Raw genomic sequence first — 12,967 nt, 5'->3', positions numbered from 1 at the left:
AGGTTTAGAAATCGAATTCTTCATTGTTGTGTATAAACTTGTTAAACTATTAAATCTACAACAATTTTTAACGGCCTCGCGCAAAAAATTTAAGAAGAAAACCTTAGTCGACCTAAGTCAGTCTTTAAAGGTTTTCTTCTTAAACCTATACCAAACTACGTGCAAAAATAAACAATACGCTGAGCTTTTATAAAAGCCAACCTTTGATTGGCCTTTTTGTCATGCCCATTTTTAAAGCTTTTGCTTAAATTAATCTCAATTACATAAAAACTCCTTGGAAATTAGCAAGGGCGGGCATCTGAATAATTTGCCCACCCCAACTATTGACATAGAACCATTATAAGTACATACAAAGCACCAACTAAAGCTGATAATATAAGACGCCAATTTGGAACCTTTGACCTTACTAGTCTTTTTAATAGATAAAGTAGAAAATAATTCATAAATAAATTTTCAATAAAAACAATATCAATATACAGTATGTCCCCCATAAATATCCCCCACATCTGTTTATAATAATTATAAAAAGTTTTTTACTTAAAATTTGTCGTTTTACATTTATATAAATATATTATTTATCAGCAAATTATTACTTTATATTCTTCATTTTCACAAAAAAATAAAAAATACGGTATTAGGAAAACCTAATACCGTATTACCTTCTTCTAGGATTTCTTAAAAACGGAGGTAAATCTAAGTCCCCACCAATTACATCTATATCAATTTTTCGAGGTTCTGATTCAGTTTTATCTACCGCAACCTCTTTATTAGCTCTTAAATGTTCTTCAAAACCTGTTGCTATAACTGTAATTCTTATTTCATCTCCTAATGAATCATCAATAACTGCTCCAAAAATTATATTAGCATCAGGATCCGCAGCTTGTCTTACTTGATCAGCTGCTTCTGCCACTTCAAACATTGTTAAGTTAGATCCACCTGTTATGTTTAATAATACTCCTGTTGCACCATTTATAGTTGTTTCTAGCAATGGACTTGAAATTGCTTGCTTTGCAGCTTCAACAGCTCTTCCTTCTCCTGAAGCCCTTCCTATTCCCATATGAGCAATACCTTTATTTAACATAATAGTTCTAACATCAGCAAAGTCTAAGTTTATAAGACCAGGAACTGTTATAAGGTCAGAAATACCTTGAACACCCTGTCTCAAAACATCATCAGCAATTTTAAAAGCTTCCGTCATTGGAGTTTTCTTATCAACAACCTGAAGTAACCTATCATTTGGAATGGTAACTAGCGTATCTACTTTTTCTTTTAATTTCATTATTCCTTTTTCAGCATTAAGCATTCTTTGTCTACCTTCAAAAATAAATGGTTTAGTAACTACACCTACTGTCAATATCCCTAATTCCTTTGCAACTTCTGCAACAACAGGTGCCGCTCCTGTTCCTGTTCCACCACCCATTCCTGCAGTAATAAATATAAGATCTGCTCCTTTTAAAGCCTGCATAATTTGTTCTATACTTTCTTCGGCAGCCTTTTGTCCAATTTCAGGATTAGCACCTGCACCTAATCCTTTTGTTAATTTATCTCCTATTTGTATCTTTATTCCTGCTTTAGAATAATTTAATGCTTGTTTATCTGTATTTATAGAAATAAATTCTACTCCTTTTAATCCAAACTCAATCATTCGATTAACAGCGTTATTTCCACCACCGCCAACTCCTACTACTTTTATTTGAGCACCAGTATCTACATTGAATTCAAAATCTATCACATAAATACCCCCTTTATATTTTAAAAGAAATCTGCAAAAAATTCCTTAATCTTTTCTATCCATGAGATTTTTACTTCTTCAGTTTCTTGTGATACAGCTACTTCATCCTTTTCAACTTCTTTAGGTTTTACATTTTTCTTTAAGTCAATTTGAACTGAACTTGCTCTTTTTTGTTTTAAAACATACATAGCAATACCAGCAGAAGCAGAATACATAGGATTTGCCACACCTATATAATTTGGGTACCCAAACCTAATTGGAACATCAAAAAAGCTTTGAGCATAATCTTGTATACCCTTTATGTTAAATAAACCACCACCAGTTATTACTATACCTGCTCCTAAAGCATTTAAAAGATTATTCTTTTCAAGTTCATTTTTAATTAATAATAACATTTCCTGAATTCTAGCTTCCATTATTTCAGCTACATCAATTATGTGTATTTCTTTTTCTCCTTTTCCTGCTATGTTATTTATTTTTATTATATCATCATTTTTAATTAAACTAGCAGTTGCAACCCCATATTGTCTTTTTATTTTTTCTGCATCATTAAAAGTTATTTTGCATAATAATGAAATGTCATTGGTTATATGATTTCCACCTACAGGTATTAATTTTGAATAAATTAAAGTTTTTCTCTTAAATACTGAAATATCCATAGTTTCAGCACCTACATCAACTAGTGCTACTCCAAGTTCTCTTTCATCATCATTTAGAACAATTGTTGATGTAGCAAGGGGCTCTAAAATAATTCCATCTACCATTAAACCAGCTTTTTGAACCGTTCTAATTATATTTTGAACATTTGTAGTAGATGCAGCAACCAATTTAGCATCTACTTCAAGCCTTACTCCAACCATTCCAACTGGATCTCTTATCTCATCATATCCATCTACAATATATTGTTGAGGTATAATATCTATTATTTCCTTATCCGGCGGAAGCGCAACAACTTTTGCTGCTTGAATTACCCTTAAGACATCCTCTTCTGTTATTTCTTTATCTTCACGGGATACTGCAATAACTCCCTTATTATCAATTAAAGTACAGTAACCTCCTTTTATGTTAACAAAAGTAGACTTTATTTTAATATTAGACATTTGCTCTGCCATTTCTACAGCATTTTTAATAGCTTCAACTGTAGAATCTATATCAACGATTACCCCTTTTTTTACACCACTACATTCGGAGGTCCCAACACCAATAACATTAAACTGTTTCTTGTTAATTTCTGCAATAACTACGCTTACCTTTGAAGAACCAATGTCCATCGAAACTACTACATTGTTCATCTATATTAAACCTCCTTAATCCTAAAATACACCTAATAAATATAATTCAACAAAATTATCAAAATTCCTTTTTAAAATTAACAAAATTATTTGGTAATTCTTATATATTTAGGAATTATATTTTTTTTAAAACCATTTATATAAATCTTCTTTTCTTTTGTCATTCTAACATATAGTTGTCTATATTGTAGTTCTTTTATCTTGCTCTCTGGCATAGTCATAGCAAAGTATAACGCATCTGGATCTCCTATAGCCAATATTTCAAAAGGAGGTACAATATACTCACCATTAACCTTTATAACAGGCCCCTCGCAAGTAATTTCTGATGTAGAAATAATTCTTTTACCATTTACTGAAATAGCTTCCGCCCCAGCATTTTTTAAGTCAAATATTACATATAATATATCGCTATTATGGGTAATATAGTCCAATATATTATCATCATTAAAACTATAATTTCTATTATCATCTATAATTATTTTCAACCCAGGACCTTCAACATCTTCATATCCTGAAAAAAGTTTAACATAATCCAATTCTTTTTTCATCAAATTTAAAACATCTTGATTAACTTTACTACTGTTTTGATATTCTTCCAACTTATTTTTTAATAAAGTCAAATCATTTTCTAAACTTTTTATCTCATCCTTTAATTGAGTTAATTCCAATGTCTTTTTTTGAAATTCCACATAAGTTAATATTAAAGTTGGTTTAAAAGGAAAAGTAATAATAAAAGATGTTAATACAACACCACATAAAATGCCTAATGTAAGAAGGAAAATATCCTTTATATTAAACTTCATCATTTTTCCTCCTTACATTTTTACTACGTGCCATACTAAGAATTAACCTTCTAATAATAGCAAAATTATTAAACAATCTACTTCCAAAAACAAATACAGCTGCTAAATATATAGGAACATTAAGCCTATCTCCTAAGTAAGCTAACAAGGAAGCTATTATAACATTACCAAAAAAACCTGATATAAATATATCAGATTCAAACTTACCTTCTAGGTAAGCTCTAAATCCCCCAAACACTGAATCTAATGCCGCTAATATAGCAACAGGAACATATGTTGAATAAGCAGCTGGTATGTCAACTTTTAAAAACAGTCCCAAGATAATTCCTATTAAAAGTCCAATTAAAGGTATCAACTTATCACCTACTTCCTTTAACAAATTTATATTCTAATAACTTGTTATACTTTGATATTTTAATATTATTGGATCTAACTATTTTAATATCAAAGCCCCCTATCTTCTTCAAAACTTCAATTATGCTATCAGGCATTTTAAATGCTCCTTCTAAGATTGCAGGATCACCAATTGCTTTAATAACAAATGGCTGTGATGGATCAAATTTGCTATCATTTATTTTAATAGACAATCCTGCTTGTCTAATCTGAGTTCTACCAACATACCTTTCTCCATTTATTGATATTGCCTCTGCCCCTGCTGAATTTAATTCATTTACAATATCTATTAAATCTTTATAATAAATTTGAGAAGGCTGCTTATTTGAAATATCGTTAATAGGAGTTATAGTAATTTCAATCCCAGGTCCTTCAACATCTGTAAGCCCTGCTAATACTCTTAAATTATCTAATTCTTCCTTCATCTTACTTGCAATTTTATTTGTGCTTGCTACAGATTGTTCTATTTCATCTATTCTTTTTTGGTATTCTTCAACCTTTTTTTGTAATTCATCCCTCTGCTTTTTTAAATCTTCTGCCTCTTTTACAAGATTTTCAAACTGTCTTGTAGTATACTGATATTTAGGAGTTTTTATATATCTTAATTGATAGGTAATCATAAAACCTAAAATCATACAAATTATACCTACCCACAATTGCGAGGATACCCTTCTCATTTTGTATCTCCTTTCACCTTCTTTTAAATACTGCTACTCCACTTGAACGTACTTGTATAATTCCTTTTTGGTTTTTAAGTATATCACTTTTTAATATAGATTTTGCATATGCTAATTTATAATCTAAATTGCTACAGTCTCCAACATCGATGTCTATACCCTTATTAGTTTTAAAAGTTATATTATCAATATTACTTAGATTAACAGATACAATTCCTAATTCTTTAGTATAATCCGAAATTTTTAATACTTCAATTAAAGATTTCAATATTTTTTCATCATTCGTAACATATTCATTAGGAACATATTCTTTTATCTTTATTCCTTCAATTACAAAGATTTTATCAGTAGGAAAACTATCTAATTCCTGTATCATTCTCCCCTTATCATCTATGCTTATAAATAAGTTATCTAACTTTATAATACCTCTAATTTTTTTCTCCTTTATAATTAAAGTTACAGATGATGGAATATTTCTTTTAATCACTACATCTTCAATATATGGATTATTTTTTATTCTTTCTTTAACCTTTTCTAAAGAAATTAAAAATATATTTTTATTGTAAAGTTCAGAAAGAACAATTATTTCATCTTTAGATACCAAATAATTTCCTTGAACATTTATAACCTTTATATTAAAATAACTTGACCTAGTTAAAAGAAAAAACAAAAGAAAAACAAAAACAAGGAAAATAAACATACGTGCTTTTTTATTATTCTTTTTCTCCATATTAATCATCCTTTTTTAGGTAATTAACTATTATTTCATAAATCTTTTCGCTAGCATCTACCATTGCCATTTTTCTAGAATTAAAAGACATTTTTTCAAGCAATTCTTTATTAGTTATTAAATTAATAACCTGTTCAGAAAAAACTTCATCGTTTATCTGTGCTTCCTTTATAACTATAGCAGCTCCATTTTGTTCTAAATTTAACGCGTTGTATTCTTGATGATTATTTGCAACATTAGGCGAAGGTATCAAAATAGCTGGAATGCCAAGAGAAGTTATTTCTGATATTATCGTAGCTCCAGCTCTACTTATTATCAAATCACAAGACGTTAAAGCATCATCCATATTATAAACATATGGAACAATGACAATTCCTTTGTAATCCTTAATGTTTTTTTGTTTTAAAGTTTTTAAAACTCTATCGTATTCTCTTTCACCAGTTATAAAAATAAGCTGAATATCCTTTTCAATAAGCTTTGGTATTAAACTTATAACAAAATCATTCAACCTAGTAGCTCCCCTGCTTCCTCCTACTGCAAGTATAGTAGATTTACTAGGATCTAATCCCCATTTAGACTTATTATTTTCTCCAATCTTATTTAATATATTTTCTCTAACAGGATTTCCAGTTAAAACTACTTTATTTTTAGGAAAATACTTTTCAGAATCTTTAAATGTTATAGCAACTTTATTCACAAAGTGAGATAAAACCTTATTGGTTAAACCTGGAATAGCATTTTGTTCATGAATTACCGTAGGTATTCCTTTTAAACTTGCAGCTAAAACTACAGGTCCGCAAACATATCCTCCTGTTCCAATAACAATGTCAGGCTTAAACTGTTCTATTATCTTACTTGCTTCAAAAAAACCTTTAAATACTTTTTTTATTGCTGAAAAAGTTTTTAATGATATTTTTTTATTTAAACCTTCCACAGTTATAAACTTTATATCAAACCCTTCATTAGGAACTAACTTTTTTTCTAATCCATTTTGTGTCCCAACAAATAATATTTTAGCATTAGGATTCTTTTCTAATATCTTTTTAGCTATTGCTATTCCTGGATAAATATGTCCTCCAGTTCCTCCTCCAGATATTAAAACTTTCACTTTTATCACTCCGTTCTAAATATCTCTTGAAATATTTAAAAGTATACCTAAAGCAATTAAAGTAAATAAAAGTGATGAACCTCCATAACTTATAAGAGGCAATGTAACTCCTGTAACAGGCATAGATGATGATACAACTAAAAGATTAATACTTGATTGTATAGCAATAAGTGAAGTTATTCCTGTTGCTAACAAAGTCCCAAATTTATCTTTACAATTTATAGCAATCCTTATACCTCGCCATATAAGAATTGAAAATAAAAGTATTATAATAAAAACTCCTATAAAACCTAATTCTTCTCCAATTATTGAAAATATAAAGTCATTTTGAGCTTCAGGAATATAGTAATTTTTTTGCCTGGATTGTCCAAAACCAACTCCAAAAAGTCCTCCTGCCCCTAAAGCATATAAAGATTGTATAGCTTGATATCCATTGCCAAGAGGATCAGCCCATGGATTTAAAAATGCAGTAAATCTTCGCCATCTATAATCAGCGCTCTTTATAAGTAAAAAACCTCCTATACAACCTATAAACAATATCAAGCTAAGCTGGCTAATCTTAGCTCCAGCAACAAATAACATAGAAAAAGCTGTTGCCATAACAATAACAGAAGTACTCATATTAGGTTCTATTATTATCAACCCTGCAAATAATCCTGATATAATCAAAACAGGCAAAACACCCTTTAAAAAAGACTTTACTTTTTCTCCCTTTCTAGTAAGCATATCTGAAAGATAAACAACCAAAACTATCTTAGATAACTCAGATGGTTGTATACCAAGCCCTCCAAATCCAATCCATCTTCTTGCTCCTTTAACAGGCGGCAAAGCTAATACAATAACAAGTAAAAATATAGTTATGAGCATAGCTAATCCAATAAGCTTCCTATTTCTATATCTTTTATAATCTACCTTTGAAGTTATAAACATAAATACAATACCTAAAATTGCCCATACAGTTTGACGTTTAAGATGATAAAACCCGTCATTATAAATTTCCTTATCAATATACATACTTGCACTAAAAACCATATTTATACCAATAACCAAAAGTATAACAATAACAGCAAACAAAACGTAATCAAAAGATTTGCTCTTACTCATACTAACCTCCTAAATACTTATTGCTAAAAAAGCAATTAAACACAACACAGCGGTAAATATAGCAAACCATGCTACAATCTTAGTTTCATGTTCTCCTTTTTGCTCAAAATGATGATGTAACGGTGCCATCTTAAATACTCTTTTTCCAGTTAATTTAAAAGATATAACCTGTATTATAACCGACAATGTTTCAATAACATATACTCCACCAACAATTACTATAATAAAAGGCATTTTTAACAACACAGCAAGTGCAGAAATAGCTCCTCCTAAAGCTAAAGACCCTGTATCTCCCATAAATACCTCAGCAGGATATGCATTAAATTTTAAAAATCCTAATAAACTACCTGCTAAAGCTCCACAAAATATTGACAAATCTTTTTTGCCTAACCCATAAGTAACAACAGCAAAAAATACACTCACAATAAGAGTTACAGTCGCAGCAAGCCCATCTAATCCATCAGTTAAATTTACTGCATTGGTAGTCCCTACAATAACAAAAATCATAAATGGAATATACCAAATTCCTAAGTCTATAAAAGAATTAGTAAAAGGAATGTGCACCATACTACCTATTTGAGTATTTTTATATGCATAAAAAGATAATATAAATGCAAAAGTTATTTGCCCAATCAATTTTTGATATGCTCTTAAACCTAAATTTCTCTTCTTTATTATCTTTATACTATCGTCTAAAAGTCCAATAATTCCAAATCCTATAGTTGTCAAAAGGGCGATAAGTAAAGCTCCTGTTAATTTACCAACCACCGTAAAAATTGTTATCGTAATACTTAATATAAATATAATTCCACCCATTGTAGGAGTTCCAGCTTTTTTAAAATGAGATTTAGGTCCTTCTTCTCTAATTGCTTGCCCAAATTTAAACTTTCTTAATGCAGGAATAACAACTGGTCCCAATAGTAAAGAGATAATAAAAGCAATTATTGTAGCATAAATTGTTATCTGCATTTTCTTCCCCTCTTCCCTTTAAATCTTTTGCTCTATTTCCTTCAAAAATTCATTAACTATTTCTTTTTCATCAAAAGGTATAACTTTATCTTTTATAATTTGATATGTTTCGTGCCCTTTTCCAGCTATAACTATTACATCTCCTTCATTGGCATTCATTAAAGCATATTTAATAGCTTCTTTTCTATCCACTATAACTTTATAAGGACAACCCGTGCTTTCAACTCCAGGCAATATATCCTGTATTATTTTTTCAGGGTCTTCACTTCTTGGATTATCAGAAGTTACGATACAAAAATCTGCTAAACTACCTGCAGCCTTCCCCATAAGGGGTCTTTTAGTTTTATCTCTGTCTCCACCAGCACCAAACAATATCACTAGCTTGCCTTTTGTATATTCCCTTGTTGCTTTTAATATATTTTCAATACCATCTGGAGTATGAGCATAATCTATTATAACGGTAAAACCTTTTTTAGAATTTATCTTTTCACTTCTACCTGGAACACTTTTTAAACTTTCTAGCCCTAATTTTATAGTTTTTAAATCAATTCCTAAAGAAATTGCAGCTGCAGCACATCCAAGGGCATTATAAACATTAAACTTTCCTGGTAAATGCAAATTAATATCAACTTCTTGATTGTCATAACATAATGTAAATATAGTTCCGCTATCTTCTATTTTAAGGTTTTTAGCAAACACATCTGCTAAATTTTCTATTCCAAAAGTTATAACATTACAATTTACTAAATCTAAAGCTTTCCTTCCGTAACTATCATCAATATTAATTATAGCATGTTTTGTCCTTTCAAAAAGCTTTAATTTAGCTTTAAAATAATTTTCCATAGTTTTATGAAAATCAAGATGATCCTGAGTAAGATTTGTAAATATTCCTGCTTCAAATGTAACTCCATAAACCCTATCAAGTTCTAATGAATGGGACGATACCTCCATTACACAAAAATTACATTTGCTTTCAACCATTTGCCTAAACATAAATTGTAAATCCATAGACTCTGGAGTAGTTCTTTTGGCTTCAACTATATTATCTCCTATAATGTTATAAATCGTCCCAATTAGACCAGTTTTTAAATTTTTAGCTTCTAATATGCTTTTCATCATAAAGGTTGATGTTGTTTTTCCATTTGTTCCTGTAATACCTATAACTTTTAATTCTTTTAAAGGATTGTTATAAAAATTTGAAGAAATAATTGCCATTGCTTTTCTTGTATCTTTTACTTTTACTAATGTAACGTTTTTACTTAAATTTACATTTTTACTTACAACTAAAGCCACAGCTCCATTGCTTACTGCTTCCTCTGCAAATTTATGACCATCTAATGAAAAACCTTCTATGCAAAAAAACAACGTCCCTTTTTCAACCTGTTTACTATTATAAGAAATCTTTTTAATCTCTACATCCTCACCTATAAGCTCATAACTATCTAAACCATATAATAAGTCTTTAAGCTTCATAAACATACCTCCTAACAATTAAAAACGAAGTCATGCCAATAAAATTGGCTCTGACTTCATGCTAATCTTCTGGAACTTCAAGCATAACTTTTACTATGCTTCCCCTTTTAATTTCTGTATTAGGTGATATATCCTGCGAAACGGCAATTCCATCACCTAAAAACTCAATTTTTATTCCTATTTTTTCAGCAATTTCTAATATCTCTTTCCTTGTTTTTCCTGTAAAATCAGGAACTGCAACCATTAAATCCTTATTTTCTGAATTTCCCAGATATAAAACAATTTTAGTATTTTCTTTTACAACTACTCCTGGTTTTGGACTAATGTCATAAATTAAAGTTCCATTTCCTTGAATTTCATAATCTAATTTGTTTTCTTTTAATACTTTAATTGCAGAATCTACAGATTTTCCTCTAATTTCTGGTATAATAACTTCTTTAGGTTTAGAATCTGAAGTATACTTAGGAGGAACGTTTAAATATCTTAAAATATCCTCAAGAAGTTCTCTAGTTAAAGGTGCGGCAGTACTTCCTGCATAATAATTAGAAGGATCAGGTTCATCAATAGATAAAAATACAACCACCTTAGGATCATCTATTGGAGCAATAGCAGCAAATGAAGATATATACTTAGAAGGAGCATATCTACCATCTATAACTTTTTGTGCAGTCCCTGTCTTTCCTCCTATTCTATAACCTTCTATATATGCTTTTTGGGCTGCACCATTTTTTACAACACTTTCTAGCATAAGCAATAACTTGTTGGCTGTCTGAGGAGATATAGTTTGCTTTATTAATTTGGGTTGAAATTCCTTTACTACTGTAATGTTACCCTCATCATCTGTTTTTATTATTCTTTTAACCAAATGAGGCTGCATCATCTTTCCTTCATTTGCTATGGCTCCAAGAATTGAAATAAATTGTATTGGAGTTACAGAAATTCCCTGACCAAAGGATTCCGTTGCTAATTCAACTGGACCTACCCTATTAATGTCTCTTACTTTTCCAACAGCTTCTCCTGGATAATCTATACCAGTTTTTTTACCTAAATTAAAAAGCTCAAAATACTTATGTAGCTTTTCTTTTCCTAGTCTTTCACCTAACATTACAAAGCCAACATTACATGAATTCTCTAATATATTAGTAAAATTTTGTATACCATGTCCTGTCCTCTTCCAACAACGTATAATTCTGTCAGCAACTTTAATAGAACCATTGCAAACAAACTTATCATTGTCTGTTACTACATTTTCTTCTATTGCTGCCGCTGCTGTTAATATTTTTAATACAGATCCAGGTTCAAAACTATCGTTAACAGCTCTATTTTTCCATGATTTTACAGCTTCTTCTACAGAACCCTTAACTGGGTTGTTAGGGTCATAATCTGGCTTATTTGCCATTGCAAGTATTTCCCCTGTTTTAGGATCCATAACTATAGCTGTTATCTGTTTAGCCTTATACTCTTTAAGACCTTTTTCTAAAGCTTTTTCAGTATAGTATTGTATATATTGATCTATGGTTAAAACAATGTCATTACCATTTTGAGGTGGAATATAAGTTGCTAACCTATAAGGCAGTTCCTTAAAAAACTTATCCGTCTCCCCCATAAATCTTCCTGGGACTCCCTTTAAAACATCATTGTAATAGTATTCTAAACCTGCTCTACCATTGCCATCAATATCAGTATTACCCAAAACATGCGCTAAAAAGTTTCCATTAGGATAATACCTTTTTGTATCTTGAGAAACTACTATCCCTGGTAACTTAAGTTCCCTTATTTTATTACCTTGTTCTTTTTCTATTCTTCTTGCTATGGTTACACAACCTACAGGTTGACCATTAGACAACCTTTTATTAAGTTTTGCAAGAATAGTTTCCTTACTAATACCTAAAATTTGAGATAATTTTTCTGCTATCTCTTCTCGGGTTATCTTCTTGTCTTTTTCTGCATCAAAAATATCCTTCATAAATGCATCTACTCTTTCAACATTTCCACTTACAGCTAAAGGATTGCCATTTCTATCAAGAATTTTTCCCCTTTTAGCATCTATTTTTATATCATGTGTCCACTGTTCAACAGCCCATTTTTGTAATTGAGGAGCCTGAACTATTTGTATGTAAGCATACCTTAAAACTATTCCAGCTTGAACAAGAAATATGATAATTAAAAGAATTGCTGCCCTTTTCTTATTTAGTAAAGAAGTTCTTTGATTATCCAATTAAATACCCCCTATTGTATTAATCCAAGCAATCTATAAATAAATGACAAATTAATTTTTTTATTATTCTCTTCATCTTTTGCAACATTTAATGGAGTTACATCAACGTAATAAACATCACTTGGATGGGGAACAATCATTCCATATTTTTGAACTGCTAATTTATCAATATTTTTTAGCGTATTAAACTTAGCAATTTCTACTCTTAAATTATCATTTTCATCTTGAACTAATTTTATCTCCTTTTTTAAATTTCTTATTTCTGCATTTAACTTTATTATATTATAAAACCTAGCAAGAATAATAAACGAAAAAAATGAAACAAACAATACTTTTAATACAAATTTAAATAATTTTTTACTTTGTTTATTTTTCCTAGGTTTATTTTGTGTTTTCTTCTCTACTTTATTATCTTCTTTTAATTTGTATACAACAGACCCTTGAACATAATTTTTATTATTAGTCATT

13 protein-coding genes are annotated in these 12,967 nt (G+C 29.8%); all 13 read right to left on the bottom strand.

Annotation, left to right across the window (positions count from 1 at the left end; all coding sequences use genetic code 11):
• Positions 1-320: 320 nt before the first annotated feature.
• Positions 321-491: a sigma-E processing peptidase SpoIIGA gene (locus tag C4R78_RS04870; RefSeq protein ID WP_159945819.1), complete on the bottom strand. Its 171-nt coding sequence runs from the start codon at positions 489-491 to the stop codon at positions 321-323.
• Positions 492-655: 164 nt separating this feature from the next.
• A complete protein-coding gene (ftsZ, locus tag C4R78_RS04865) occupies positions 656-1,732 on the bottom strand; it encodes a cell division protein FtsZ (RefSeq protein ID WP_103895974.1) in 1,077 nt (358 codons plus the stop codon).
• Between the two features lie 20 nt (positions 1,733-1,752).
• Positions 1,753-3,024, bottom strand: coding sequence for a cell division protein FtsA (gene ftsA, locus C4R78_RS04860; protein ID WP_103895973.1), 1,272 nt, complete (start codon positions 3,022-3,024; stop codon positions 1,753-1,755).
• Positions 3,025-3,110: 86 nt separating this feature from the next.
• A complete protein-coding gene (locus tag C4R78_RS04855; protein ID WP_159945817.1) occupies positions 3,111-3,827 on the bottom strand; it encodes a DUF881 domain-containing protein in 717 nt (238 codons plus the stop codon).
• Positions 3,817-4,182, bottom strand: a complete 366-nt coding sequence (locus C4R78_RS04850; protein WP_103895971.1) for a small basic family protein — start codon at positions 4,180-4,182, stop codon at positions 3,817-3,819. Before C4R78_RS04850 ends, C4R78_RS04855 begins: the two co-directional genes overlap by 11 nt.
• A gap of 4 nt (positions 4,183-4,186) precedes the next feature.
• Positions 4,187-4,897, bottom strand: coding sequence for a DUF881 domain-containing protein (locus C4R78_RS04845; protein ID WP_103895970.1), 711 nt, complete (start codon positions 4,895-4,897; stop codon positions 4,187-4,189).
• A gap of 13 nt (positions 4,898-4,910) precedes the next feature.
• Positions 4,911-5,627, bottom strand: coding sequence for a cell division protein FtsQ/DivIB (locus C4R78_RS04840; protein WP_159945815.1), 717 nt, complete (start codon positions 5,625-5,627; stop codon positions 4,911-4,913).
• Position 5,628: 1 nt separating this feature from the next.
• Entirely contained in the window at positions 5,629-6,735 is a 1,107-nt protein-coding gene (gene murG, locus C4R78_RS04835) for an undecaprenyldiphospho-muramoylpentapeptide beta-N-acetylglucosaminyltransferase (RefSeq protein WP_103895968.1), read from the bottom strand.
• A 15-nt stretch (positions 6,736-6,750) separates the two neighbouring features.
• Positions 6,751-7,839: a stage V sporulation protein E gene (gene spoVE / locus C4R78_RS04830; RefSeq protein WP_103895967.1), complete on the bottom strand. Its 1,089-nt coding sequence runs from the start codon at positions 7,837-7,839 to the stop codon at positions 6,751-6,753.
• Between the two features lie 9 nt (positions 7,840-7,848).
• Positions 7,849-8,808: a phospho-N-acetylmuramoyl-pentapeptide-transferase gene (mraY, locus tag C4R78_RS04825; protein ID WP_103895966.1), complete on the bottom strand. Its 960-nt coding sequence runs from the start codon at positions 8,806-8,808 to the stop codon at positions 7,849-7,851.
• 18 nt (positions 8,809-8,826) lie between these two features.
• A complete protein-coding gene (locus tag C4R78_RS04820; protein ID WP_103895965.1) occupies positions 8,827-10,281 on the bottom strand; it encodes a UDP-N-acetylmuramoyl-L-alanyl-D-glutamate--2,6-diaminopimelate ligase in 1,455 nt (484 codons plus the stop codon).
• A 61-nt stretch (positions 10,282-10,342) separates the two neighbouring features.
• A complete protein-coding gene (locus tag C4R78_RS04815; protein WP_103895964.1) occupies positions 10,343-12,499 on the bottom strand; it encodes a stage V sporulation protein D in 2,157 nt (718 codons plus the stop codon).
• An 11-nt stretch (positions 12,500-12,510) separates the two neighbouring features.
• Entirely contained in the window at positions 12,511-12,966 is a 456-nt protein-coding gene (locus tag C4R78_RS04810) for an FtsB family cell division protein (RefSeq protein WP_242971196.1), read from the bottom strand.
• Between the last annotated feature and the right edge of the window lies 1 nt (position 12,967).

This window comes from Caloramator fervidus (assembly GCF_900108045.1).
Lineage (GTDB): Bacteria > Bacillota > Clostridia > Clostridiales > Caloramatoraceae > Caloramator > Caloramator fervidus.
The sequence above is the reverse complement of the archived record's forward strand: the minus strand, read 5'-3'. Positions and strand labels throughout refer to the sequence as shown.

Coding starts and splice junctions, on each gene's coding strand:
- C4R78_RS04870 (WP_159945819.1), bottom strand. CDS start 491: ATGGGGGACATACTGTATATTGATATTGTTTTTATTGAAAATTTATTT.
- ftsA (WP_103895973.1), bottom strand. CDS start 3,024: ATGAACAATGTAGTAGTTTCGATGGACATTGGTTCTTCAAAGGTAAGC.
- C4R78_RS04855 (WP_159945817.1), bottom strand. CDS start 3,827: ATGAAGTTTAATATAAAGGATATTTTCCTTCTTACATTAGGCATTTTA.
- C4R78_RS04845 (WP_103895970.1), bottom strand. CDS start 4,897: ATGAGAAGGGTATCCTCGCAATTGTGGGTAGGTATAATTTGTATGATT.
- C4R78_RS04840 (WP_159945815.1), bottom strand. CDS start 5,627: ATGGAGAAAAAGAATAATAAAAAAGCACGTATGTTTATTTTCCTTGTT.
- spoVE (WP_103895967.1), bottom strand. CDS start 7,839: ATGAGTAAGAGCAAATCTTTTGATTACGTTTTGTTTGCTGTTATTGTT.
- mraY (WP_103895966.1), bottom strand. CDS start 8,808: ATGCAGATAACAATTTATGCTACAATAATTGCTTTTATTATCTCTTTA.
- C4R78_RS04820 (WP_103895965.1), bottom strand. CDS start 10,281: ATGAAGCTTAAAGACTTATTATATGGTTTAGATAGTTATGAGCTTATA.
- C4R78_RS04810 (WP_242971196.1), bottom strand. CDS start 12,966: ATGACTAATAATAAAAATTATGTTCAAGGGTCTGTTGTATACAAATTA.